The organism is Actinoallomurus sp. NPDC052308 (assembly GCF_040679195.1).
GTDB lineage: Bacteria > Actinomycetota > Actinomycetes > Streptosporangiales > Streptosporangiaceae > Actinoallomurus > Actinoallomurus liliacearum.
Window position 1 is genome coordinate 565,287 of sequence record NZ_JBFAUM010000001.1, and the last position, 23,404, is coordinate 588,690.

Below are 23,404 nucleotides of genomic sequence, written 5' to 3' on the forward strand. Positions count from 1 at the left end.
CCTCATGCCGCCGCCTCCAGCACTCCTCCGACGCGCACCACGCGGTCGGCGAGGTCGGCCAGGGCCGGCCGGTGCGCGACCAGGACGACCGTGCGCCCGGCCGCCAGGCGCCGTACCGCGTCGATCACGGCCGCCTCGCTCTCGGCGTCCAGACCGGACGTCGGCTCGTCCAGCAGCAGGATGGGCGCGTCGCGCAGGAACGCCCGTGCCAGGGCGATCCGCTGCCGTTGCCCGGCGGACAGGCCGGTCCCGCGATCGCCGAGCCGAGTGGCGAACCCCTCTGGCAGCGCGTCGACGAACTCCTCGGCGAACGCGTCGCGCGCCGCGCGCCGTACCTCGTCGTCGGAGGCGTCGGGGCGGCCCAGCCGGATGTTGTCGGCGACCGTCCCCGCGAACAGGTACGGCCGCTGAGGGACCCAGGCGATCCGTGACCGCCAGGCGTCCGGGTCGAGGTCGGCCAGGTCGGTCCCGCCGAGGAGGACCCGCCCGGCGTCCGGGCGGACGAAGCCGAGGAGCACCGCGAGCAGCGTCGACTTGCCGGACCCGCTCGGCCCGGTCAGGGCGACGGTCTCGCCCGGGCGTACGACGAGCGAGAAGCCGTCGAGCGCGGGCTCGTCCCGGCCCTCGTACGCGACCGTGACTCCTTCCAGGCGGAGCGGCGTGGCCGCCGGGTCGGGAACGTCGGTCCGGGCGCCGTGGCGCGGGAGCGGCGTCTCGATCACCTCGAAGATCCGCTGGGCGGCGGTGAGCCCCTCGACGCTGGCGTGGTACTGCGCGCCGACCTGGCGCAGCGGAAGGTACGCCTCCGGCGCGAGGATCAGGACGAGCAGTGCGGTCCGCAGGCCGACCTCCCCGTCGACCAGCCGCAGGCCGATCGAGACGGCGACGAGCGCGACGGAGATCGTCGAGAGCATCTCCAGCACCAGCGCGGACAGGAACGCCACCCGCAGGCTCGCCATGGTCTCCGTGCGGTACCGGCCGGTGACTTCGCGGATCGCGCGCGCCTGCGCCTTGGCCCGGCCGAACACCTTCAAGGTCGGCAGGCCCGCGACGACGTCGAGGAAGTGCCCCGACAGCAGGGACAGCGTGCGCCACTGGCGGTCCATCTTCCGCTGGGCGGCCAGCCCCACGAGGATCGCGAAGATCGGGATGAGCGGGAGCGTCAGCGCGATGATCAGCGCGGACGACCAGTCGCCGAACAGGATCCGCGCGCCCACCGCCGCCGGGACGAGCACGGCGAGCACGAGCTGCGGCAGGTAGCGGGAGAAGTAGGCGTCCAGCGCGTCGATCCCCCGGGTGGCGAGGGTGGCGAGCTCACCGCTGCGCTCGCCGGACAGCCACCGCGGGCCGAGTGCCACCGCCCGTTCGAGCAGCAGCCCGCGCAGCCGCGACTTCACGGCGGCGGACGTGCGGTGCGCGGCCACCTCCTGCAGCCAGGCGACCAGCGCCCGGCCGGCGACGACGGCGAGGAGGAGCAGCAACGGCGTACGGGACGCGGCGAGCGTGGCGCCGCCGAGGAACGCGTCGGCGATCAGGCCCGCGAGCAGCGCCGCCTGGGCGATGACCAGGCCGGCGGTGGCGGTGCCGAGGATCACCGACAGGGCCAGGTACGCCCGCGTCGTGCGGGCGTACCTCAGCAGCCGGGGGTCGAATGGCCTCATCTCGCCGGCTCCGGGTCCTTCGTCGGCTCCGGCTCGGTCGGCCGCGTCGGCTGCGGGATGTGCGAGGCGTCGATGCGCCGCCGGAACACCCAGTACGTCCAGCCCTGGTAGAGCACGACGAGCGGCGTGAACACGACCGCCGAGATCGTCATGATCTTGAGCGTGTACGGGGACGAGGCGGCGTTGGTCGTGGTGAGGCTGTTCGCGGCGGTGATCGTCGACGGCATGACGTCCGGGAACAGCGCGGCGAACAGGGTCACCACGGCGAACACGATGGCCGCGCCCGTGCCGATGAACGCCCAGCCGTCGCGACCGCGGGCGACCGCGACCGCCGCGCCGACCAGACCGGCGGCGGCGACCGTCACGGTGGCCCAGGTGACCGGCTTGCCGTGCTGCAGCTGCGTGATGAGCAGGAACGTCCCGCCCACCGCGATGGCGGCGACCACGGCGACCCGGGCGATCCGGACGGCCCGGGCGCGCACGTCCCCGGCCGTCTTGAGCGCCAGGAACACCGCGCCGTGCAGCACGAACAGCGTGAGCGTGGTGAGCCCGCCGAGCAGCGCGTACGGGTTGAGGAGGTCGGTGAGGGTGCCGACGTACTCGTGCTTGGCGTCCAGCGCGACCCCGCGGCTCAGGTTCGCGAAGATCACGCCCCACACGAACGCCGGGACGACGCTGCCCCAGAAGATGGCGCGGTCCCAACGGCGGCGCCAGTGGGGTTCGTCCCGCTTGCCGCGGTACTCGAACGCCACGCCGCGCACGATCAGCGCGAGCAGGATCGCCAGCAGCGGCAGGTAGAACCCGCTGAAGAGGGTGGCGTACCACTCCGGGAACGCGGCGAACGTCCCGGCCCCGGCGACGATGAACCAGACCTCGTTGCCGTCCCAGACCGGTCCGATGGCGTTGAGCAGGACGCGGCGCTCGGTGTCGTCGCGGCCGAGCACCGGTAGCAGGGCGCCGACGCCGAAGTCGAACCCCTCCAGGAAGAAGTAGCCGGTCCACAGGAAGGCGATGGCGACGAACCAGACGGTCGTGGCCTCCATGGCGCAACCCCTTGTCAGTAGGTCAGTAGGCGAAGGTGAGCGACTGTTCGGCGGAGGCGTCGTCGCCGGGCGGGGGTGGCGCGACGTCCTCTTCGGAGGGCGGGCCGGCCTTGACGTACCGCACCATCAGCCCGGTCTCGATGACGATCAGCACGGCGTACAGCGCGGTCAGCGCGAGGACGGAGATGAGCATCGACGTGGCCGAGACGCCCGGTGAGACGCTCGCGGAGGTCTTCATGACGCCGTAGACGGACCAGGGCTGGCGGCCCATCTCGGTGAAGATCCAGCCGGCGGAGTTGCCGACGAACGGCAGGGCGAGCGACAGCACGCCGGCGCGCCACACCCACCGGTTGCGCGGCAGCCGTCCGCGGCGCATGAGCACCAGGCCGAGCAGGGCGAGGAACGCGGTGAGGAGCCCGATGCCGGCCATGATCCGGAAGTTCCAGTAGGTCACCGGGACGACCGGCCGGTAGTCGCCCGGACCGTATTTCGCCTGCTCGGCGGCCTGCACGTCGTCGATGCCGTCGACCTTGCCGTCGAAGTCCCCGGTGGCGAGGAACGACAGGACCCGCGGGACCTTGACGCCGAAGATCTCCTTGCGGCCGTCGAGGGTGCCGATGGTGAACAGGGAGAACGACGCGGGCTGTGCCGTCCTGTACAGGGCCTCCGCCGCGGCCATCTTCATCGGCTGCTGCCTCGTCATGACCTTGCCCTGCAGGTCACCGGTGACGGCGACGCCGATCGAGGCGATCAGTGTGACGGCCAAGGCGATCTTCATCGACGGCCGGAAGACCTCGACGTGCCGGCGCCGGGCCAGGTGCCACGCGCTGATGCCGACCATGAACAGGCCCGCCGTGACGAAGGCCGCGGTGATCGTGTGCGGGAACGCGACGAGCATCGTCGAGTTGGTCAGCACGGCCCAGAAGTCGGTCAGTCGGGCGCGTCCGGTCGCCGGGTCGAGGTGGTAGCCGACCGGGTGCTGCATCCAGGAGTTGGCGGCGAGGATGAAGTACGCCGACAGCAGGGTTCCGACGGAGACGATCCAGATGCAGGCCAGGTGGATCTTCTTCGGTAGCTTGTCCCAGCCGAAGATCCACAGGCCGAGGAAGGTCGACTCGAGGAAGAAGGCGAGCAGTCCCTCCAGGGCCAGCGGCGCGCCGAACACGTCACCGACGAACCGGGAGTAGGCGCTCCAGTTCATCCCGAACTGGAACTCCTGCACGATGCCGGTGACGATCCCCATCGCGAAGTTGATCAGGAGGAGCTTCCCCCAGAACTTCGTCGCGCGGAGGTACCCCGTGGCCCCGGTCCGCACCCATGCCGTCTGCAGGCCCGCCACGAGTGCGGACAGGCCGATCGTCAGGGGTACGAACAGGAAGTGGTAGACGGTCGTGATCCCGAACTGCCACCGGGCGATGTCGAGCGGGTTCATCCCCGCGGCCCTCCGTTCATCTACTACATCTCGTAGTACTACCTCTCGTAGTAGATCCTATGGCGCGTCGTCCCCGGGTGCTCCGTTACGTCGATCACAGTGCTGCGCGCGGATAACGGGCCGCACCGATTCCGGGATACCGCGCGACCGGACGGCGGCGTGTCGGCGTTCGGTGTGCCGTTCACGTGCGAAAGCACCGCTGAGCGGCCAGAAAGGCGGCACAACCGAGGACGGGGGGCTGATCTTCACCTAAAGTCATAGGTGATGACTGTTCGCGAGTCCGTGTCTCAACCGTCGCCGCTGCCGCGCTACGCGATCCTCGTAGACGTGGGGTATCTCTACGCCGCGGCGGGTGACCTCCTGTTCGGCGTCTCCTCCCGCCGCTCCTACCGGGTGGACGCCGAGGGCCTCATCAAGGCACTCCAGGGTCGAGCGGCCACCTGCATGCGCGGTGAGCTGCTGCGCATCTACTGGTTCGACGCGGCCCGCGACCGGGTGCCGACGATCGACCAGCGGGTCGTGGCGCCGCTGCCCCAGGTGAAGCTCCGGCTCGGCAATCTCAACAAGCACAACCAGCAGAAGGGCGTCGACGCCCAGATCCGCGAGGACCTGGAGACGCTCGCCCGGCACGGCGCCGTCACCGACGCCATCCTGCTGGCCGGCGACGAGGACATGCTCCCGGCCGTGGAGGCCGCGCAGACCTACGGGGTCCTCATCCACCTGTGGGGCGTCGAGCCGCCGTACGGCACCAACCAGGCCGAGCGGCTGATCTGGGAATCCGACACCGTCGACGTGGTGAACGCCGACTTCGTCAAGCCGTACTTCACGCTCGACACCTCCCGCGAGACGGCCCCGGAGCCGCCCGTCACGCCGCCGATCCCGTCGCCCACCGCGGTCTTCGGCGCCCGGCCGCCGAAGCCGGCCCCGCCGCCGGTCCGCCCGGCGCAGCCGAGCCCGGTCGCCAAACTGGGTCCCAGCCGCGACCGAGTCGAGGAGATCGGCGAGCACATCGCGCACAAGTGGATCCTCACCCGCGGCCGGGACAACATCCGCGACCTGCTGCCCGGCCCGATCCTGCCCACGGTCATCGACAAGGAGCTGCTGATCGAGGGCGAGAAGGAGCTCGGCCACTCGCTGCGCCCCTACAAGGAGGCCCGCGACTGGCTGCGGGAGGGCTTCTGGGCGCGCGTCTACCGCGAGTTCGACTTCGGCGTCGGCATCTCCGGCAAGGCCCCCCGCTGACGGCCCCCTTCGCCGCTCACCCGCCGGTGGTCTGGGCGGTCAGGAACCGCTCCCAGGTGTCGCTGCCGGTAGGCGCGTCCAGGGTGAGGTTGGCCCCCGACCGGTAGGCCTTGCCGACCTTGCCCGGGACGCGGATCGGCAGCCGCATCCGGCGCTTGCCCACGGCGGCCAGGTAACCGCGCTGCAGCTCCTCCAAGGTGTAGACGCGCGGTCCGGCCAGGTCGGGGACGCGGCCCGCCGGGGTGCCCAGGGTCAGCTCGGCCAGCCGGGCCGCCACCTCGCCGGAGGCGACCGGCTGCCAGCGGATCCCGCCGGGCGCCGGCAGGACCGGCGCCTTCGCCATGGCCCGAACCGTCTTCAGCGCCAGCTCGTGGAACTGCGCGGCGCGCAGGATCGTGTACGGGATGCCGGAGGCGGCCACGATCCGCTCGGCCTCCGCCTTACGGGCGAAGTAGCCGATCGGCACGGCGTCCGCGCCGATGACCGAGATGAGCACCAGGTGTTCCACGGTGCCCGCACGCTTGGCGGCCTGAACCAGGTTCCGGGTGGCGGCGTCGTCGCCCTTGGGCCCGCCGGCCAGGTGCAGCACGGTCCGTACCCCGTCGAGCGCCTCCTCGAGGCCGTCCCCGCTCAGCAGGTCGACGGCCACGTACTCCACGCCGTCGCCCGGCTGCCGGTCGTGGCGGCTCAGCACCCGGACCTCGTGTCCGGCCCGCCGGAGGAGCGGGACCACCTGCGAGCCGAGAAGCCCCGTGCCGCCGGTGACCAGAATGGTGTTGGACATCCCTTGATCTTCCTGCTGTGTAGATTTGCGGTGCTACACGGCTACGACCCGGCCGGGCTCAGGAATGTGACACGGTGATCCAGGATTCTTCGTCACTCGACGGATTCGAGGTGGAGCGACCCCGGCTGCGGGCGCTCGCCTACCGGATGCTCGGCTCCGGCGCCGAGGCGGACGACGCGGTCCAGGAGGCCTGGCTGCGGTTCGACCGGACCGACCTGACACAGATCGAGAACCTGGCGGCCTGGCTGACGACCGTGGTCACCCGCGTCTGTCTCAACCTGCTCCGGGCGCGCCAGACCCGGCGCGAGGAGTCCCTGGAAAGCTTCACCGCCGACTGGCTCGGCGCGGCCGACGAGGACCGGATCCCCCAGGAGGAGGCCGAGCTGGCCGACTCGGTCGGGCTGGCGATGCTGGTCGTGCTCGACCGGCTGAGCCCGGCGGAGCGGATCGCGTTCGTCCTGCACGACATGTTCGACGTGGCCTTCGACGACATCGCGCGGATGATGGAGCGCAGCCCCGCCGCCGTCCGGCAGCTCGCCAGCCGGGCCCGCGCCAAGGTGCGCGGCACCGGGCCGCAGGCTGCGGATCCGGCCCGCCGGCGGCACGCCGTCGAGGCCTACCTGACGGCGACGCGGACCGGGGACTTCGAGGCGCTGCTGACCCTGCTCGACCCCGAGGTCGAGCTCCGCGCCGACGCGGCGGTCACCGGCGCCGGCAGACCCCTCACCCTGCAAGGCGCCCTGGCCGTCGCCAGAAGCGCCGTCGCCGCGACCCCCCGCGCCCGCTTCACCGCCCTAGCCCTGGTCGACGGGCGGCCGGCCCTCATCATGGCGCCGCTCGGCAGGCTCTCGGTGGTCATCCGGTTCGCCTTCGCCGGAAGCGCGATCACCGCCATCGACATCATCGCCGACCCGGACCGCCTCCGAACCCTCGACATCACCCTGGACTGACGGCTCCGGCGCGGCCTCGCCCTCCGACCCGCCTCCTTGTCAGCGGTCCGGCGCGGTTCCCTGCCCCCTAGGCTGGGCAGGTGAGCCCTTCGCCGTACACCGATCTGGACCGTCCGCCGCTGAACGAGCGGGCGCTGAACCGCGCCCTCGTCCAGCCCGACGGGCTGTGGCGGCGGATCCGGGTGGTCGCCGAGACCGGCTCGACCAACGCCGACCTGGCGGAGCAGGCCCGGGCCGGCGCGGAGGAGGGCCTGGTCCTCGTCGCCGAGGCGCAGACGGCCGGGCGCGGCCGCCTCGACCGGGCGTGGACCGCCCCGCCGCGTTCGGGACTGGCCTTCTCGGTGCTGCTGCGGCCTCCCGTACCGGTCGCCCGGCTCGGCTGGCTGCCGCTCGTGGCCGGGGTGGCGGTGGTACGCGCCCTGCGCGGGTTCGCCGAGATCGAGGGGGCGTCGCGCGGCGGGATGGCCGACGCGGCGCTGAAGTGGCCGAACGACGTGCTGATCAACGGCCGCAAGCTCGCCGGGATCCTCGCCGAGCGCGCGGGCGACGCCGTCGTGCTCGGCATCGGGCTGAACGTCAGCCTGCGCGCCGACGAGCTGCCGGTGCCCACCGCGACCTCGCTCACGCTGGAGGACGCCCCCGCCGACCGCGACCCGGTGCTCCGCGCGATCCTGCGCGAGCTGGCGGGCCGGTACCTCGAGTTCTGCGGGGAGTGGAACGAGGGGGCGCTCCGGGACGCGTACCGCGAGGTGTGCGCGACGCTGGGCCGTCAGGTGCGCGTGCAGCTGCCCGGCGGCGCCCCGGGCGCGCCGGACGGCGTCCTGACCGGGGAGGCCGTGGACGTCGACGAGAACGGGTGCCTGGTCGTCCGCGCGGCCGACGGCGACCACGCGCTCAGCGCCGGCGACGTCGTCCACGTCCGCTAGTGGGCATCAGCTGATCCACCGGACACTCTGTGAGCCTCACTCAACTGGACCGGTCCGCGACACGCCGGTTTAATTGGGCTATCCCCATCCTCCGGAGGTCGTTGCATGGCCAGTGTGGCTGAGCTCAAGGGCGCCATCGCCCAGGCCGGCGAAGAGGCCGAGCAGGCCGTGCAGCTGCTCGTCCAGGCGGGCGGCCGAGCCGAGTCGGCGCTGCAGTACCTCATCGCCGTGGCACAGGGGAGTGAGCACGATGCCCTGAGCGGTGCGCTGGGCGCGATGGGGCAGGCGGTCGAGAGCATCGAGGAGTGCCAGAAGCAGATCGCCGCCGCGATCGAAGAGGCGAACGCCTACGCAGAGGGGCTCTGAGGCGACCGCACACCAGCACGTCCCCGACCGAGGTCCATCGCCCACCGCCCTCTGCGTGAAAGCCGCAGGAACCCCCACATGACGCTCAAGCCCGGCGATCTCGTTGCCGCCGTGCGCAAGGACATCCGGCAGGCGCGTGGTGCCATCCGCGCCCGCAGGAGCAGGCTCGACGAAGAGATCGCCGAGGCCGAGGCCGCGGTCGAGCAGAGCCGCCGGGACGTCGCGGCGACCAGCGGCCCGGAGACCGCGGCGGCGGTCGCCGGCTGGCGGGAGCTGGCCGCCGAGGCCGCGCCCGGCGCCGCGTCCGCGCCCTGGACCGACTGGCCGGCCGAGCCGGAGCCGGCCGACTCCGGGCCGTGCCTGTACCGCGTCGGCACGGCCGCCGGTGAGGTTCCCGCCCTCGTCCCGCTGCTGGACTCCGGCCACCTGAGGATCACCGGGGGCCAGACGCCGGTCGCCGACGCCGTCGTCGACGCGCTGCTCGTCCGGATCGTCGCCACGACGCGGCCCGGCTCCGTACGGGTGAGCCTGTACGACCCGCGGCGCCTCGGGGCGGGGCTCGGCGGCTTCCACGCGCTGTCCCGGCCGGGGCTGCTCACCGTGTACGGCGTCGAGGAGTTCAAGGACCTCCTCGGCTCGCTGGACCGCGACATCCGGCGCATCCAGCGCGACGTGCTCGGCGGCGGGCACTCCTCGCTCGCGGAGCTGGCCGCGGCCACCGGCCGGCGCCCCGAGCCGTGGCAGGTCGTGATCGTGCAGAGCCCGGTGCGCGGCCTCCGCGACGACGAGGTCGCCCACCTGACCAGCGTGATGCACGCCGGCGCGGCCTGCGGCATCCACGTGATCTGCCGTGACGTGCCGGTCGAGGACGCGCCGGGCATCGAGGCGGTCGACATCACGGCGGACGGCCGCGTCACCACCTCGATGACCGGCGAGCTGGAGGTGACGGTCGAGCCGCCGCCGCCCGAGCTGGTCCGCGCGGTGTGCGAGCGCGCCGCCCGCTGGGCGGGCATCGAACGCGACCCGCCGCGCTTCGCCGAGCTCGTCCCGCACCGGATGTGGAGCGAGTCGTCGGCGGCCGGGGTGCGCGCCCCGATCGGCGAGGACGTCGACCGGTACGAGCCGGTGGAGGTCTTCCTCGGCGACGACCCGGTGCACGCGCTCGTCGGCGGTCCGCCCGGCTCCGGCAAGACGAACTTCCTCTACGCCATGATCGGGTCGATGGCGGCGCGGTACTCACCCGACGAGCTGGAGTTCTACCTGCTGGATTTCAAGGAGGGCGTGTCGTTCGCCCGCCTGGCCAGCGGCCGTACCGACAAGACGTGGCTGCCGCACGCCCGGCTCATCGGCGTGAACATCAACAACGACCGGGAGTTCGGCCTGGCGCTGCTGCGCTTCCTGGCCCGCGAGCTGGAGCGCCGGGGCGCCGCCGCCCGCGAGCACGAGGTCACCAAACTGGAGGAGCTGCGGGCCGTCGACCCGGACGGGCACTGGCCGCGCATCGTCGCGGTGATCGATGAGTTCCAGGTGCTGATCCAGCAGCAGGACAAGATCACCGACGAGTCGCTGTACCTCCTCAACGACCTGGCCCGCCGGGGCCGGTCCCAGGGCATCCACCTCGTCCTGGCCAGCCAGAACGTCAGCGGCGTGCAGTCGCTGTGGGGGCGCGGGGCCATCCTCGACCAGTTCACGCTGCGGATCGCGCTGCCCAAGGCGCGCCGCATCCTCGCCGACGACAACTTCGCCGCGTCGCAGGTCGCGCGCTTCTGCGCGGTCGTGAACCCCGAGTCGGGCGCGCGGCAGGCCAACCGCATCGCCCGGCTGCCGGACGCCGGCGTCGCGGGCACGTTCGACGCGCTGCAGCGGGAACTGTGGCAGCGCCGCCCCGAGCACCTCGCGCCGCCCCGCATCTTCGACGGCGCGCATGTGCCCGAGCTGATGACCGCGCCGGTCCTGCCGCCGGGCGAGAGCGCGGTCGGCCAGCTCATCGACCTGGCCGGCAGCCCGGCGACCGTGCGCTTCGATCGCGCGCCCGGCCGCAACCTCGCGGTGGTCGGCACCCGCGCCGACGAGGCGTACGACGTGCTGGCCTCGGCGGTGCTGTCGCTGTCCCGCGGGCACCCGCCCGGGTCGGCGGTCTTCCGGCTGTACGCGCTGGACGAGCAGCTCGAGCCACGGGTCGGGCTGCTGGCCCGGCGACTGGCCGACGACGGCCACGAGGTGACGCTCGGCGGCGACCTGCCCGAGCCCGCCGACCGGGACGTGCCCGAGTATCTCGCGCTGTTCGCGGTGGACGCCGGGACCGGCCGCTCGGACGACCTGCGCCGGGCGATCCGCCGCCTCGTCGAGCACGGCCCGGAACGCCGGATGCACGTGCTCGGCTGGTGGCGGACGACGGACCGGCTCAAGGCCGACGTCGTCGAGCGCGTCGGGTCGGTCCGCAACATGGACGCGTGGGTCGCCCTGGACGTACGGGACAGTGAGCTGTCGCCGCTGCCGGGCGGTCAGCTGCTGAGCTGGAGCCCGCGTCACCGGCGGGCGCTGTTCCACGACCAGCGCACCGGCGTGCCGCCCCAGCCGATCATCCCGTTCGAGGTGATGAGCGAGTCCGGGGACGGTGCCGGGTGAGGGCGGAGGGCTGATGACGGACCCGCAGGCGGCACGGCGCGCGTACAAGGAGTACGCGGCCGAGGCCGGCCGCAGGCTGCTGGCCGCGGAGGGGGCCAGGCGCGGCCTGGCGGAGGCCGAGGAGCGGCGGACGGCGGCGTACGCCTCCGTCGAACAGGAGTGGGCGCGCCTCGACGGTCTGGAAGAACGGGCCGCCGGCGTCTGGCGGGAGCTGACCACCCGCTTCGGGTCGCACACGGTCGGCCCGCTTCCGGAGCCCGCCGACGACGTACGGCCCGACCAGGCCGCCGCTGAGCTGGTGGGGGAGGCGCACCGGCGCGTGCGCGAGCCGGTGCACTATCCCCTCACCGGCCGCTACATCCAGATGGCGGTGCTGGGCTTCGTGGTGGCCGTGGTCGTCACCGCCGTCGGCTTCGAGCTCGCCGAGAGCCTGCGCGGCCTGGGGCAGGTGCGGCTGGTCCTGGTGTACGGGCCGGTGCTGGCGGCGCCCTGGCTCGGGCAGCTCGCGGCGGGCGGCTGGATCCGGCTCCGTACGTCGCACGAGGAGCGCGAGTACGCCGTCGACACCGCGACCGGCGGTCTGGTCGGCGGCGGCGGGGTGTGGCTCATCGCCCTCATCGTCATCGTCATGCACTTCGTAACGTGATCAGCACTCTGATCGTCGTAGACCGTCGGTTTCTGTCAGGATTGCGGCCATGGGTCTTGCGAAGAGCTCGTTGGGCGGGGACGAGGAGATCGTCCTCGAGTTCCACCCGCACTGGTCGACGCTGGTCGGCACGATCTTCTGGTCGGTCGTGACGGTGGTCGTGGCCGCGGTCGCCATCTTCTTCATCCCGGGCGGCGGCGCACAGACGATCATCCGCCTGATCATCGCGGCGGTCGCGGTCGTCGTGATCCTCGTCTTCGGGCTGGTCCCCTTCCTGCGCTGGGTGACCACCTCCTACACGCTCACGAACCGGCGGTTCGTGCTCCGGCACGGCATCCTGTCCCGCTCCGGGCGTGACATCCCGCTCACCCGGGTCAACGACGTGTCGTTCGAGCACAACCTCATCCAGCGGATGCTGGGCACCGGCACGCTGATCGTCGAGTCGGGCGGTGAGCACGGCCAGCTCGTCCTGAAGAACATCCCCCGTGTCGAGTACGCCCAGAACCAGCTCTACCGGATCGTCGAGGAGCTGACCGACGGCGACGGCGTCAAGCCGTAGATGAGCGACGCGCCGGAGCCGAGGCAGATCGAGGAGCTGCTCCTCGGCGGTGAGCTGAGGTTCACCCGGGTCGACGCGATCGAGCGCGCCGGGGTGTCGCGGGAGTTCACCCAGCGGCTCTGGCGGGCCTTCGGCTTCCCGCATCTCGCCGACGACACGGTCGCCTTCACCGAGGGCGACCTCGACGCGCTCGTCCGGATCAAGGACCTGCTCCACGAGGGCCTGCTGGACGAGGAGATGGTCCTGCGGATGGTCCGCGCCGTCGGCCAGACGATGGCGCGGCTCGCCGAGTGGCAGGTCGACATCATCGTCGGCGCGCTCGCCGACCCCCTGCAACCGCCCTCTCCGGACGTCGTCCGCCTCATCGTGGACCACGCCGAGAGCCACGTCGCGGCGCTGGAACCGCTCCTCGTCCACGCGTGGCGGCGGCAGCTCGCCGCCGCCGGCACCCGCGCGCTGACCGCGTCGGCGGCGGAGGACGCCATGCCGGGCCGGCTCCGGGTCGCGGTGGGCTTCGCCGACATCGTGGGGTTCACCGCGACCAGCCGGAACCTCGGCGAGCTGGAGCTGGCCGAGCTGGTCGAACGCTTCGAGGAGACCGCCTCCGACGTCGTGGCCGAGCACGGCGGGCGGATCGTCAAGACCCTGGGCGACGAGGTCCTCTACACCGCCGAGACCCCCACGCTGGGCGCGGAGATCGGGCTGCGCATCGCCGAGGCGGTACGCGCCGGGGGCGACATGGACGTGCGGGTCGGCATGGCGTACGGCCTGGTGCTCTCATTGATGGGCGACGTGTTCGGCACGACCGTGAACCTCGCCAGCCGGCTCACCTCGATCGCCCGGCCCGGAACCGTCCTGGCCGACGCCGGTCTGGCGGACGGCCTGCGCGGCGACGGCGCGTACGAACTGGTCCGCATCGGCCGCCGCCCGGCCCGCGGCCTCGGCGTCATCCAGCCCTACGTCGTCCGCCGCGCCCGATAGCGGAGTCTTTGCCGGTCAGCGGGGTGACGGGGGAAATCGGACCGGCAACATCTCGTTCGCTTTCCGTTCACCAAAAATGGGGACCATATACCTCATGAGCGTTGAACCAGGGCATTTTGCTCGTTCCGTGGACGGGCTGCCGGAGGATCGGTTCCTTGATCGAGAGGAGAGCTGGCTCCGGTTCAACCAGCGCGTCCTGGACCTGGCCGCCGACCCGTCGCTGCCGCTGCTCGAGCGCGTACGCTTCCTGTCGATCTTCGCGACCAACCTGGACGAGTTCTTCATGGTGCGGGTCGCCGGGCTGACCCGGCGCATGGCCACCGGCATCGCCGTGCAGAGCGCCAGCGGCCGCCAGCCCCGCGAGGTGCTCGCGCACACCTCCGAGGTCGCGCGCGAGCTGATGCTCGAGCACGCCGCCCTCTTCCGCGAGGAGATCCTGCCGGCCCTCGCCAAGGAGGGGATCGAGGTCCTGCGCTGGGACGAGCTGGCCGACACCGAGAAGGAGAGCCTGAACCGCCTGTTCCGGCGGCGGATCTACCCGGTTCTGACGCCCCTGGTGGTCGACCCGGCGCACCCCTTCCCGTACATCTCCGGACAGTCCCTCAACCTGGCGGTGCTGGTCCGCGATCCGGAGATCGGCGCGACCATGTTCGCGCGCGTCAAGGTCCCGCCGCTGCTGCCGAGGTTCCTGGAGGCGTCGCCGTCGCGGTTCGTGCCGCTGGAGGACGTGATCGCCGAGAACCTGCCGGAGCTGTTCACCGGGACGGAGATCCTCGAGCACCACGCCTTCCGGGTCACCCGCAACCAGGACCTGGAGGTCGACGAGGACATCGCCGAGGACCTCCTGCAGGCCCTCGAACGCGAGCTGCTGCGCCGCAGGTTCGGGCCGGTCGTACGCCTGGAGGTCGAGGAGTCGATCACCCCGGAGGTCCTCGACCTGCTGATGACCGAGCTGGAGGTCGACGAGCGCGCGGTATACCGCGTGCCCGGCCCGCTCGACCTCGGCGGCATGTCCGCCATCGCCGACCTGGACCGCAGCGAGCTGAAGTACCCACCGTTCGTCCCGTCCGAGGCGGCGCTGCCGCACGACACCGACATCTTCGCCACCCTGCGCGACCACGACGTCCTCGTCCAGCACCCGTACGACTCCTTCACCACCAGCGTCGAGCGCCTCATCGAGGACGCCGCCGCCGACCCGCAGGTCCTGGCGATCAAGCAGACGCTGTACCGCACGAGCGGCGACTCGCCGATCATCGACGCCCTCATCGACGCCGCCGAGGCGGGCAAGCAGGTCGTCGTGGTCGTCGAGATCAAGGCGCGGTTCGACGAGCAGGCGAACATCACCTGGGCGCGCAAGCTGGAGCGCGCCGGCTGTCACGTGGTGTACGGCTTCGTCGGCCTCAAGACCCACTGCAAGGTCGCGCTGGTCGTCCGGCAGGAGTCCGACGGCTCGCTGCGCCGCTACTGCCACATCGGCACCGGCAACTACAACCCCAAGACGGCCCGGATCTACGAGGACTACGGCCTGCTGACCGCCGACCACGAGGTCGGACAGGACGTCAGCGCCCTGTTCAACCACCTGACCGGCTACTCGCGGGACACCGACTACCGGCGGCTCCTGGTCGCCCCCGACTCCCTGCGGGCCGGGCTGGTCGAGCGCATCGAGCGGGAGATCGAGCGGCACGAGGAGGGTCGTCCGGCCCGCATCCGGTTCAAGTGCAACGCCCTGGTCGACGAGGTGCTCATCGACGCGCTCTACCGGGCGTCGCAGGAGGGCGTCCCGATCGACGTCTGGGTCCGCGGGATCTGCGCGCTGCGCCCCGGCGTGCCCGGCATGTCGGAGACGATCCAGGTCCGCAGCATCCTCGGCCGGTTCCTCGAGCACTCCCGCGTGTACGCCTTCGAGAACGGCGGCGAGCACGAGGTCTGGATCGGCAGCGCCGACCTCATGCACCGCAACCTGGACCGCCGGGTCGAGACGCTCGTGCGGGTCACCGACCCGGCCCACTGCGCGGACCTCGTCGGCCGCTTCGACCTCGCGATGGGCCCGGACACCAAGTGCTGGATCCTCGGCGAGAGCGGCGTCTGGACCCGCCACGGGGGAGACATCGACGTGCAGACCAACCTGATGCGGGCACGCCGCTGGAGGACCGTTGAATCCTGATCCCCCGGGGACGATCCGCGCCGCCGGCGCGGTCCTGTGGCGGCCCGGCCCGGACGGTCGGCCGCTCGTCGCACTGATCCACCGCCCCCGGTACGACGACTGGTCCTTCCCGAAGGGCAAGGTCGACCGCGACGAGCACGTCGTACGCGCCGCCGCCCGCGAGGTCTGGGAGGAGACCGGCGTCTGGCCGGTGCTCGGCCGCCGGCTGCGCACGGTCCGCTATACGGTGCGAGACCGCCCCAAGCGGGTCGACTACTGGGCGGCGACCGGGGACGAGGCCCGGTTCGTCCCGAGTGAGGAGGTCGACCGGATCGAGTGGCTGCCGATCGCCGAGGCGGAGCGGTGGCTCAGCCACGACCACGACCGCGACGTGCTGCGAGAGTTCGCCGCCGGTCCCTTGCGCACCACGCCGTACATCGTCCTCCGGCACGGCGCCGCCGGGCAGAAGCGGGACTGGGAGGAGGACGACCTGCTCCGCCCCCTCGACCAGGAGGGACGCGCGCAGGCCCAGCGGCTCGACGACGTGCTCGTCTGCTACGGCCCGGCGCGGGTGATCAGCTCGGCGACGGCCCGCTGCCTCGAGACGGTCCTGCCCTACGCCGCCCGGACCGCCGCGGACGTCCGCACCGACTGGGCCGTCACCGTCGGCACCGCCAAGGCCCCGGGCGACCGCCTCGCCGAACTCCTCGCCGACGGCGTCCCCGTGGTGATCTGCACCCACGGGGAGCTCGTACCCGACCTGATCAGCCGGGCCTGCGAGGAACTCGGCGCCCCGTCCCCGGAGGACCCCAAGCTCCCGAAGGGCGCCTTCTGGGTCCTCCAGGTCGCCGACCGCACCCTCGCCTCCATCGAACATCACACCTGCTGATCCCGCCGGTTCATGCGGCGCCGCGCCTGCGCGGAACCAGCAGCACGGGGACCAGCGTGACCGCCAGGAGCGCCGCCGCCCACCAGAACGTGTCCGTGAACGCCGAGGTGAGCTGCGCGGGCGTCTGCGCGGTGCGGTGGGTCACGGCGTCCTTGAGGTTGCCGGTCGCGCCCGGCACCTCGGCGCGGATCATGATCTGGAGGAGGATCGTGAGGATCGCGGTGCCGAACGAGCTGCCGACCCGGATGAGGATGCTGGCGCCGGTCGTCGCGGCGGGCACCGACTCACGCGGGATCCCCTGGTAGGCGGCCGCCATCAGGACCGGAGACACGGCGCCGTGCCCCAGGCCGATCACCAGTATCAGGGCCATCAGCGTCGGATGGCCGGTGGACGGGTCGATCCGGGTCAGGACCAGCGTCCCGGCCAGCACCAGCGCCACCCCGGCGGTCGCGATCCATCGCGCCCCGTACCGGTCGGTCATCCTCCCCGCCACCGTCATCGTGATCATCGCGCCGAGGCCGAGCGGGGAGATCAGCCATCCCGCGTCCATCGGTGACTCACCCCGCACGACCTGGGAGAACAGCGGCAGTAGCACCGTCAGGCCGAACATCGGAACGCAGTAGACGAACAGCCCGCCGGTCGCGGCGGCGAACGAGCGGTCGCGCAGCAGCCGCACATCGATCAGCGCTCCCGCCCCCTTGCGCAGCGCGTGCGCCACGAACGCCGCGACCAGCATGATGCCGGCCACGACACCGGTCAGGAAGCGGGGGTTCGACAGCCCCGCGCCCTTGCCGGTCTCGGCCAGGCCGTACACCAGCGCGGCCAGGCCGGGGGACAGCAGCAGCATGCCGACGAGGTCCAGCGGCGCGCCCGGGTCGCGCTCGGTGTCGCGGGGCATCATGCGCAGCGCGGCGGCGAGCGCCAGCGCGCAGAACGGGATGTTGATGAAGAACAGCCAGCGCCAGCTGACGCTGTCGAGGATCACGCCGCCGAGCAGCGGGCCGAGCACGGGCGCGAGCATGGCCGGCACCGAGACGACGGTCATCACCCGGCCCATCCGATCGGGCCCGGCGGCCCGGGCCAGTACGGTCTGGCCGATCGGCATCAGCATGCCGCCGCCGACGCCCTGCAGGATCCGGAAGGCGATCAGGGCGGGCACCGACCAGGCCAGTCCGCACAGCAGCGAGCCGGAGATGAACAGCACGAGCGAGGTCAGCCACATCGTGCGCGCGCCGAAGCGGCGGACCGACCAGCCGGTGAGTGGAATGGCCATGGACAGGGCCAGCGTGTAGCCGGTCATCACCCACTGGATCGACGACAACGAGGCGTCGAAGTCCTTGCCGAGGGTGGTGACGGCGACGTTCACGATCGTGGTGTCGAGGATCGTCATGATCGTCCCGAGCAGCACGACGATCGCCAGCCGACGAAGCTCGGGATCGATGCCGCGCCGGTCGGCGGCGGGTTCGCGGGTGGGTGCGGTGGTCATCCGGTCTTCTCTCGGTGAGGTTTCGATACGCTGTATCGCTAAGACCGTACAGCGTATCGCTCGATACGTACACCGTATCGGTAGCGCCGTACGATGTACGGGTAGGATTCGGGTATGACCATCGATGGGGACCGGCCGTCCGGGACACCCGAGCGCTACCAGCGTGCCGGCGACCGCAAACGCGCCGCCGAGCCGGTGTGGTCCCGCCCTCGCGGTGGGCGCCGGCCCAAGCTCAGCCGGGAGGCGATCGTGGCTGCCGCCATCGCGATCGCCGATGCTGAGGGACTGGACGCCGTCTCGATCCGGCGCATCGCGAGCGAGCTCGGCGTGCGTGCCATGAGCCTCTACACGCACATCGACGCCAAGGAGGACCTCCTCGACCTCATGCACGACGAGGTGGCCGCCGAGGTGCTGATCGAGGGAGAGTTGCCCGCCGACTGGCGCGAGGCGCTCCAGCGGATCGCCGACAGGGAACGGGAGACCGGACTGCGGCACCCGTGGCTGTTCCAACTCGTGGGGCGTTCGCCACGGGTCGGGCCCAACGGGCTTATGCACGCCGAGCAGGTCTTCGCGGCCGCGAGTCGGCTCACCGACGATCCGCGCGAGATGCTGGCCATCGTGACGGCCATCGACCATTACATGCTCGGCTATACGCTCCGCGCGCACCACAGCCCGGAAGGCGAAACGCGCGCCCTGGGCGGCATCGAGGAACAGCCCTATGTGCGAAGCCTCCTGGCCGACGGGCGGTTCCCGCACCTGAAGCCGGTGCTCGATGCGGGGATCCACGCCCAGGAGGACTTCCAGCAGGGCCTTACCTGGATCCTGGACGGCATCGAACGCGAGTACGGCGGACGCCGCTAGCAATGAATGGCTGGCCTGCCTTTGAGACAGGCCCTAGGTCGGTCGTCATGGCTCGCGGCGACCGGCGTCACCCCGAAAGCGCGGCCGGAGAACGCAGGCGGCAACGCCTTCGTCGTGCAGGGCGCCGCCGGAAACGTGCTCATCGATTCGCCACGGTTCACCGCGGCACTGCGTGGTTGGATCCAACATGATCTCGGCGCGGAGCCGTACATGTGCTGGTGCTCATGGACCGTCCAGGTCGACTCACTCGAACGGCTCAGCCGCCACGCGTTCACGCGGGTCGTGCCCACTCACGGCACGATCAGCCCTACGCTCGAACCGAGCGACATGCGCCAGCGGCTGCAGGCGCTGGTCACCCGCCTCCGCCACGACCTGACAGACGAATAGCCCCGGAGCCCTCCCCGCTCGACGCGAAATCGCGTGCAGGCTCCCCGTCACCCAGTCGCGCTGATCATTGGCGGATGCTGCTGCTAGAACGCAGTATTCGCCAGGGATCACATCGTGACATCGATCCTGCAGGGCGACATGCCTTCGTCGGTGGGTCGAGTTAGGCCGCAGAGAGCCCCCGGCCGACGGCGCGGGGGCTTCCTCGCTGCTCAGCTGTTGACGACGGCGACTTCGACGCAGGCGTCTTGCTGCTGCGAGCGCAACGCCTTGCGCCAGTCGATCTCGTGGGTCACGTCTCGGGGTGAGTCCATGGGCGCACGTTCTCTAGTAGTGGGCGGTCAGGTTCCGGCTACCTCGGTGGCCAGCTTCGAGATCGTAGCCTCTGGGCTCAGAGCCTTCCCGATGAGACGACGGAAGACACGTTCGTACCGCTTCACGTCCTTTGCTTCCTCGATGAGAAGCTCGCCCGCGATCGTCGGGACGTAGACGGCGGCGGGATCGCCCTCGAAGGACAGGATCGTGAAAGGTCCCCCGGTACCCGGGTGCGGGCCGGCGTCGTACGGCAGGAGCTGGACGATCACGTGCGGGAGGTTCGCCAGCTCGATCAGCCGCTGGATCTGCTCACGCATGACCTTCGGGCCGCCCACCGGTCGATGCAGAGCCGCCTCATCGATGACCATCTGCAGGCTCACTGGATCGTCGGCGATCAGAATTTGCTGGCGTTCGACCCGAATCTCAACGCGTTTCTCGATCTCCGCCTTGTCGATCTCAGCTGGCCCTTCCTTGATGAGAGCGCGGGCGTACGCCTCGGTCTGCGCCAGGCCGGGGATGACCGCCAGCTCGAAGGTGAGCACCTCGGCCGCTTCGGCCTCGAGACCGATGTAGGTGGAGTACCGCTCGGACAGCATCTCGCGGTAGGCGTGCCACCAGCCTTTCTGGCGGCCTTCGCGCGCCCAGCGCAGGAGTTCCTCGCGCTCGCGGGTGTCGGTGACGCCGTAGATGTCGAGCAGGTCCTGAACGTCGCGCGGGTTGGGCCGCACCCACTGAGCGTCTTCGATCCAGCGTTGTTTCGCCTCGGACCAGTTCGCCTGCTCGGCGACCTCGATGACGCTCAGGCTTTTCTCTGCGCGTAGGCGTCTGAGCTCGGCGGACAGGCGACGTCGGCGCAGAGTCGGGCTGCGACGTTCTGGCATGGGGGCGATGGTATCGACCGTCATTCCGCCCCCTCTCGTGAAACGGCCATACGCCTCAAACTATGAAGCTTAAGGCATGGGCTTGAAACTTTAGGCCCTAAGGTTCATTGTAGGGCTACCTACTCAGCCCGTCGGGCCTGCCCGCCCCGGCATGACTACGGAGAGTTGATCTCCCGTGACACCTGATCCCGCGGTCATCGCCGACCGCTCCCCATATCCCCCCGCCCCGGCGCCCGCGTCGCTTTCGCTCCATGTCCGGCGCGACGCCGTACGCGATGCCCGGCGCTTCGCCGCCGACGCGGTGGCCGGGCACCCCTACGACCCGTACGAGGTCGCGCTGCTGGCGTCGGAGCTGACGACCAACGCCGTGCGCGCAGCCGAGGCCATGCACCCCTCCTGGCCGGATGACATCCGGCCGATCGGCGTCGCGCTGACCGTCACCGACCGGTACGCGCACCTGGCCGTCAGCGACCCCGACACCGAGCCCCTGCCCGCCCAGCAGCACGGCGGCCTGCTCGCCGAACGCGGGCGCGGCCTGGCCATCGTCGACCAGCACGCCGCCGCCCGATGGGTCACCTACACCGGTCACGGCAAGACCGTGCACGCCCTCATCACCGCACCCGGCGTCATCCTGACGACCGTCGAGCTGGCCGAGATTCGGGAGGCGTCGTGATCCGACGGCTCCTCGCCTCCCTCGGGATCCTGATCACCAAGCCCGACCGATCCGCCTGGCCGCCACCACGCCGACCTGAGCCGGCGGACCCGTCCCCGGCCCAGCTCGCCGAGGTCCAGGACCTGTGCTCGCAGTGGCTGGTGATGTGGTGCTGGTACCGCCGCGAGTACGCCGCCATCGCGAGATTCGGCCCCGAGTCGACGATCATTTACGACCGCGACCCGCGGCGGTTTGTGTTCCGATGCCGCGCAGCCGAACTGGCGATGCCGATCCCATGAGCCTCGAAATCGAGCAGTCGTTCGCCGCCGTGGGCACGGTGCCGTCGTCGTGGTCACCTTGCCGTCGACGGTGACGGATCGATGACCGGTTTGCCGGACCTGTTACGTCACTTTCGACGTCACAGTGGCTGATCGATCCGGCAGAGGACTCCGCGGCCCGGATGGGACAGGCTCCATGCAGCTCGGGGCGGGCGTAACGCTCGGCGAAAGTTCGTGCTGGCGAGTGGTTCGTCCCGGTAAGAGGCCCGTGCTCAACGGGTTCACCGAGCGCTACGCCCCTCAACGCCGATCACATGGCCGTACGTATCGCGGAGGTTCGTCAAACACGACTTTCGGAGAGCCGGGCGATCAGGGCGTAGCGCTCGTCGGTCACCGGGGCGCCCCACAGGTCCGCGTGTGCGCTGAGAGGCTCGATTCGCAGGTCGGCGACGAGGGGGCGTACGGCGGCGGCCAGGTCGTGCGCGCCGATCCCGCCGTTCCACGGCAGGAACTCCGCTCCGCTCACGTACGACGTCCCACGCTGCCCGGACTCGCGCCACCGGCCCTCGATCAGTACCAGCCGGCCACCGGGCCGCAGCCGTGTCACCCATTCACGCAGCGCGGCCTCGGGATCAGGCAGCGTCCACACCAGGTGGCGCGCCAGCACGACGTCGAAGATCTCGCCGCCGGTCGGCGGTGCGGCCGCGTCGCCCACCAGGATCCGGCCCGGCAGGCCGGCGGCCTTCAGCTTCTCACGGGCTTGCGAGACCATCCCGGGTGCCAGGTCCACGCCTGTTACACGATGCCCGGTCTGCGCCAGCAGCAGGGACAATGAGCCGGTCCCGCACCCGACGTCGAGGACGTCGACCGGGCCGGGTGGCGTCCACGTGTGCAGCAGCCGCATCCACGCCGTACGGGTCCGTTCGTCCCTCAGCCCGTGATCCGGCTCGTCGTCGAAGGTCGGTGCGGCGGCGTCCCAGTACTCCGCGATGGCAGCGGCGTCGGCGCTCACGACCGGCATCCTCGCAGCTGGCACCGACAGGCCCGGGGCACGGCACCTCGGGGTCGCCTCGGCGGAGCGGAAGCCGGTCCGCGTCGGGGGACGACGTCCGCCGGTACGCTCGGGCGATGCCGAACTCCCGTCCTCCGACTCGGCTTCGCGAGCCGGCCGCTCCCCGGCTTCCGAGCCGACTGACGCGCATCGCCGTACCCGACCAACCGGTCGGAGACGACCAGGTGCTGTTGTCCCTGGAGCTGCACGGCGGCGGCTGGGCGGGGATACAGGCCGAGGACGTGGAGGTGAACCGGTGCCGGTTCACCGATGCTCAGATCCCCGGCGTGATTCTGCCGCGTGCCCGGCTCGAGGACGTCGAGCTGACCCGCTGTGATCTGGCCAACCTGCAGATCATCGATGGCCGGATGTTCACCACCCGCCTGGCGAACTCCAGGCTCACCGGTCTGGCATGGATCGACTGCAGCATGCGCGACATGGTGTTCACCGACTGCCGTGCCAACCTCGCCCGGTTCCGGATGTCGGCACTGCGGGATGTGATCTTCCGCGACTGCGACCTCACAGAGGCCAGCTTCCAGGCCGCCACTCTCAACGGCGTCCTCTTCGAGAACTGCCGCCTGGCCGGCACCCAGTTCTCCCAGGCGAAGATCATCGACGCCCGGTTCAAGGATTGCGATCTGTCAGGCTTGGGCGGGGTCGAGAGCCTTCGCGGTGCGACGGTGTCGTCCGCCGACGCGCAGAGCCTCGTATGGGCTCTGGCGTCCGCGTTCGGCATCAGGATCGAGGACTAGGAGCAGTGATGGAGCGCCGGTCCGGTCAGGAGTCGGGGAAGAGCCAGAGGTCCTGGGCGGCGGTGGCGTGGAGGAACTGGGCGAGCGCCTCGATGCCGCTCAACGGGACGGTGGTGTCGTCATCGAGCTCGACCTTGTCGACGCCGGAGGTGCGGAGGTCGGCCAGCCAGTGGTCGAGACGGTCGGCGAGCTCGCGGACCTGCGCCGGGTCGAGCAGTTCGTACAGATTGAACCCGAGCGTACGGTTGGCCCACTCCCGGTAGACCTGGCCGCGGAACCCGGTGAAGTCGCCGTCGGAGGGCCAGAACAGGCCCTCGGGGAAGTCCCGGGGGACGTCCTCGAACGGATCGAGGTCCGCCGGCCCCTCCCACTCCCACGTCACGGGCGTCCGCAGCGTGTCGTGGCCTTTCACCGCCGGGTCTCCCGGGCGGACCGCATAGACATCGAGTCCCATAGCGCTGATCGTCGCACATCGTGATCAGATGTGCCGATAA

General features: G+C 71.2%; 23 protein-coding genes. 15 read left to right on the plus strand and 8 right to left on the minus strand.

Features of this window, described 5'->3' with window-relative positions:
* Positions 1 to 2: 2 nt before the first annotated feature.
* The 3 genes from cydD to AB0L00_RS03000 are packed head-to-tail and all read right to left on the minus strand — an operon-like array spanning position 3 to position 4,136.
* Entirely contained in the window at positions 3 to 1,661 is a 1,659-nt protein-coding gene (gene cydD / locus AB0L00_RS02990; protein WP_364427486.1) for a thiol reductant ABC exporter subunit CydD, read from the minus strand.
* On the minus strand, positions 1,658 to 2,704 hold the full coding sequence (gene cydB, locus AB0L00_RS02995) for a cytochrome d ubiquinol oxidase subunit II (RefSeq protein ID WP_364427489.1): 1,047 nt from the start codon (positions 2,702 to 2,704) through the stop codon (positions 1,658 to 1,660). The genes cydD and cydB overlap by 4 nt, the downstream gene beginning before the upstream one ends.
* A gap of 22 nt (positions 2,705 to 2,726) precedes the next feature.
* On the minus strand, positions 2,727 to 4,136 hold the full coding sequence (locus AB0L00_RS03000; RefSeq protein ID WP_364427492.1) for a cytochrome ubiquinol oxidase subunit I: 1,410 nt from the start codon (positions 4,134 to 4,136) through the stop codon (positions 2,727 to 2,729).
* A gap of 264 nt (positions 4,137 to 4,400) precedes the next feature.
* On the opposite strand from AB0L00_RS03000, the gene AB0L00_RS03005 reads away from it, so the two are divergent.
* Positions 4,401 to 5,378 carry an NYN domain-containing protein gene (locus AB0L00_RS03005; RefSeq protein ID WP_364406639.1) on the plus strand — a complete coding sequence of 326 codons (978 nt, stop codon included), beginning with the start codon at positions 4,401 to 4,403 and terminating at the stop codon, positions 5,376 to 5,378.
* A 16-nt stretch (positions 5,379 to 5,394) separates the two neighbouring features.
* On the opposite strand, the gene AB0L00_RS03010 is transcribed toward AB0L00_RS03005, so the two are convergent.
* On the minus strand, positions 5,395 to 6,162 hold the full coding sequence (locus AB0L00_RS03010) for an SDR family oxidoreductase (RefSeq protein WP_364427495.1): 768 nt from the start codon (positions 6,160 to 6,162) through the stop codon (positions 5,395 to 5,397).
* Between the two features lie 74 nt (positions 6,163 to 6,236).
* On the opposite strand from AB0L00_RS03010, the gene AB0L00_RS03015 reads away from it, so the two are divergent.
* The 9 genes from AB0L00_RS03015 (at position 6,237) to AB0L00_RS03055 (ending at position 16,250) form a co-directional block, all read left to right on the plus strand.
* Entirely contained in the window at positions 6,237 to 7,112 is an 876-nt protein-coding gene (locus tag AB0L00_RS03015) for a sigma-70 family RNA polymerase sigma factor (RefSeq protein WP_364427497.1), read from the plus strand.
* Between the two features lie 80 nt (positions 7,113 to 7,192).
* The gene (locus tag AB0L00_RS03020; protein WP_364427500.1) at positions 7,193 to 8,038 is read left to right on the plus strand and encodes a biotin--[acetyl-CoA-carboxylase] ligase; all 846 of its coding nucleotides are present in this window, start codon (positions 7,193 to 7,195) and stop codon (positions 8,036 to 8,038) included.
* Between the two features lie 105 nt (positions 8,039 to 8,143).
* Positions 8,144 to 8,404, plus strand: a complete 261-nt coding sequence (locus AB0L00_RS03025; protein WP_345353242.1) for a hypothetical protein — start codon at positions 8,144 to 8,146, stop codon at positions 8,402 to 8,404.
* A gap of 78 nt (positions 8,405 to 8,482) precedes the next feature.
* The gene (locus tag AB0L00_RS03030) at positions 8,483 to 11,032 is read left to right on the plus strand and encodes an FtsK/SpoIIIE domain-containing protein (RefSeq protein ID WP_364427502.1); all 2,550 of its coding nucleotides are present in this window, start codon (positions 8,483 to 8,485) and stop codon (positions 11,030 to 11,032) included.
* Positions 11,033 to 11,045: 13 nt separating this feature from the next.
* Complete coding sequence (locus AB0L00_RS03035) at positions 11,046 to 11,678, plus strand: hypothetical protein (RefSeq protein ID WP_345353246.1); 633 nt, start codon at positions 11,046 to 11,048, stop codon at positions 11,676 to 11,678.
* A 49-nt stretch (positions 11,679 to 11,727) separates the two neighbouring features.
* Positions 11,728 to 12,237 (plus strand): PH domain-containing protein, encoded by a 510-nt coding sequence (locus tag AB0L00_RS03040; RefSeq protein WP_345353248.1) that lies wholly within the window; start codon positions 11,728 to 11,730, stop codon positions 12,235 to 12,237.
* Positions 12,238 to 13,218, plus strand: a complete 981-nt coding sequence (locus tag AB0L00_RS03045; RefSeq protein WP_364427506.1) for an adenylate/guanylate cyclase domain-containing protein — start codon at positions 12,238 to 12,240, stop codon at positions 13,216 to 13,218.
* A gap of 94 nt (positions 13,219 to 13,312) precedes the next feature.
* Complete coding sequence (locus AB0L00_RS03050) at positions 13,313 to 15,382, plus strand: RNA degradosome polyphosphate kinase (protein WP_364427509.1); 2,070 nt, start codon at positions 13,313 to 13,315, stop codon at positions 15,380 to 15,382.
* Complete coding sequence (locus tag AB0L00_RS03055) at positions 15,372 to 16,250, plus strand: NUDIX domain-containing protein (protein ID WP_364427512.1); 879 nt, start codon at positions 15,372 to 15,374, stop codon at positions 16,248 to 16,250. Before AB0L00_RS03050 ends, AB0L00_RS03055 begins: the two co-directional genes overlap by 11 nt.
* Before the next feature lie 10 nt (positions 16,251 to 16,260).
* On the opposite strand, the gene AB0L00_RS03060 is transcribed toward AB0L00_RS03055, so the two are convergent.
* Positions 16,261 to 17,736 carry an MDR family MFS transporter gene (locus tag AB0L00_RS03060; protein WP_364427515.1) on the minus strand — a complete coding sequence of 492 codons (1,476 nt, stop codon included), beginning with the start codon at positions 17,734 to 17,736 and terminating at the stop codon, positions 16,261 to 16,263.
* A 114-nt stretch (positions 17,737 to 17,850) separates the two neighbouring features.
* On the opposite strand from AB0L00_RS03060, the gene AB0L00_RS03065 reads away from it, so the two are divergent.
* Positions 17,851 to 18,597, plus strand: a complete 747-nt coding sequence (locus tag AB0L00_RS03065) for a TetR/AcrR family transcriptional regulator C-terminal domain-containing protein (RefSeq protein ID WP_364427518.1) — start codon at positions 17,851 to 17,853, stop codon at positions 18,595 to 18,597.
* 21 nt (positions 18,598 to 18,618) lie between these two features.
* Positions 18,619 to 18,984 (plus strand): hypothetical protein, encoded by a 366-nt coding sequence (locus AB0L00_RS03070; protein ID WP_364427521.1) that lies wholly within the window; start codon positions 18,619 to 18,621, stop codon positions 18,982 to 18,984.
* Between the two features lie 338 nt (positions 18,985 to 19,322).
* Here AB0L00_RS03070 and AB0L00_RS03075 read toward each other — a convergent pair whose 3' ends face one another.
* Entirely contained in the window at positions 19,323 to 20,177 is an 855-nt protein-coding gene (locus tag AB0L00_RS03075; RefSeq protein WP_345353266.1) for a helix-turn-helix transcriptional regulator, read from the minus strand.
* Between the two features lie 175 nt (positions 20,178 to 20,352).
* On the opposite strand from AB0L00_RS03075, the gene AB0L00_RS03080 reads away from it, so the two are divergent.
* The gene (locus tag AB0L00_RS03080; protein ID WP_364427524.1) at positions 20,353 to 20,850 is read left to right on the plus strand and encodes an ATP-binding protein; all 498 of its coding nucleotides are present in this window, start codon (positions 20,353 to 20,355) and stop codon (positions 20,848 to 20,850) included.
* The gene (locus AB0L00_RS03085; RefSeq protein ID WP_364427527.1) at positions 20,847 to 21,128 is read left to right on the plus strand and encodes a hypothetical protein; all 282 of its coding nucleotides are present in this window, start codon (positions 20,847 to 20,849) and stop codon (positions 21,126 to 21,128) included. Before AB0L00_RS03080 ends, AB0L00_RS03085 begins: the two co-directional genes overlap by 4 nt.
* A 319-nt stretch (positions 21,129 to 21,447) precedes the next feature.
* Here AB0L00_RS03085 and AB0L00_RS03090 read toward each other — a convergent pair whose 3' ends face one another.
* A complete protein-coding gene (locus tag AB0L00_RS03090) occupies positions 21,448 to 22,119 on the minus strand; it encodes a class I SAM-dependent methyltransferase (protein WP_364427530.1) in 672 nt (223 codons plus the stop codon).
* Positions 22,120 to 22,235: 116 nt separating this feature from the next.
* On the opposite strand from AB0L00_RS03090, the gene AB0L00_RS03095 reads away from it, so the two are divergent.
* On the plus strand, positions 22,236 to 22,910 hold the full coding sequence (locus AB0L00_RS03095; RefSeq protein WP_364427533.1) for a pentapeptide repeat-containing protein: 675 nt from the start codon (positions 22,236 to 22,238) through the stop codon (positions 22,908 to 22,910).
* 25 nt (positions 22,911 to 22,935) lie between these two features.
* Here AB0L00_RS03095 and AB0L00_RS03100 read toward each other — a convergent pair whose 3' ends face one another.
* The gene (locus AB0L00_RS03100; RefSeq protein WP_364427536.1) at positions 22,936 to 23,364 is read right to left on the minus strand and encodes a hypothetical protein; all 429 of its coding nucleotides are present in this window, start codon (positions 23,362 to 23,364) and stop codon (positions 22,936 to 22,938) included.
* Positions 23,365 to 23,404: the final 40 nt, after the last annotated feature.

Excerpts from the sequence above, each read along its gene's own strand:
- AB0L00_RS03030 (WP_364427502.1), top strand. The coding sequence starts at position 8,483 with ATGACGCTCAAGCCCGGCGATCTCGTTGCCGCCGTGCGCAAGGACATC.
- AB0L00_RS03065 (WP_364427518.1), top strand. The coding sequence starts at position 17,851 with ATGACCATCGATGGGGACCGGCCGTCCGGGACACCCGAGCGCTACCAG.
- AB0L00_RS03095 (WP_364427533.1), top strand. The coding sequence starts at position 22,236 with ATGCCGAACTCCCGTCCTCCGACTCGGCTTCGCGAGCCGGCCGCTCCC.
- cydB (WP_364427489.1), bottom strand. The coding sequence starts at position 2,704 with ATGGAGGCCACGACCGTCTGGTTCGTCGCCATCGCCTTCCTGTGGACC.
- AB0L00_RS03010 (WP_364427495.1), bottom strand. The coding sequence starts at position 6,162 with ATGTCCAACACCATTCTGGTCACCGGCGGCACGGGGCTTCTCGGCTCG.
- AB0L00_RS03000 (WP_364427492.1), bottom strand. The coding sequence starts at position 4,136 with ATGAACCCGCTCGACATCGCCCGGTGGCAGTTCGGGATCACGACCGTC.
- AB0L00_RS03025 (WP_345353242.1), top strand. The coding sequence starts at position 8,144 with ATGGCCAGTGTGGCTGAGCTCAAGGGCGCCATCGCCCAGGCCGGCGAA.
- AB0L00_RS03005 (WP_364406639.1), top strand. The coding sequence starts at position 4,401 with ATGACTGTTCGCGAGTCCGTGTCTCAACCGTCGCCGCTGCCGCGCTAC.
- AB0L00_RS03050 (WP_364427509.1), top strand. The coding sequence starts at position 13,313 with ATGAGCGTTGAACCAGGGCATTTTGCTCGTTCCGTGGACGGGCTGCCG.
- AB0L00_RS03100 (WP_364427536.1), bottom strand. The coding sequence starts at position 23,364 with ATGGGACTCGATGTCTATGCGGTCCGCCCGGGAGACCCGGCGGTGAAA.
- AB0L00_RS03075 (WP_345353266.1), bottom strand. The coding sequence starts at position 20,177 with ATGCCAGAACGTCGCAGCCCGACTCTGCGCCGACGTCGCCTGTCCGCC.
- AB0L00_RS03040 (WP_345353248.1), top strand. The coding sequence starts at position 11,728 with ATGGGTCTTGCGAAGAGCTCGTTGGGCGGGGACGAGGAGATCGTCCTC.
- cydD (WP_364427486.1), bottom strand. The coding sequence starts at position 1,661 with ATGAGGCCATTCGACCCCCGGCTGCTGAGGTACGCCCGCACGACGCGG.
- AB0L00_RS03045 (WP_364427506.1), top strand. The coding sequence starts at position 12,238 with ATGAGCGACGCGCCGGAGCCGAGGCAGATCGAGGAGCTGCTCCTCGGC.
- AB0L00_RS03060 (WP_364427515.1), bottom strand. The coding sequence starts at position 17,736 with ATGACCACCGCACCCACCCGCGAACCCGCCGCCGACCGGCGCGGCATC.
- AB0L00_RS03035 (WP_345353246.1), top strand. The coding sequence starts at position 11,046 with ATGACGGACCCGCAGGCGGCACGGCGCGCGTACAAGGAGTACGCGGCC.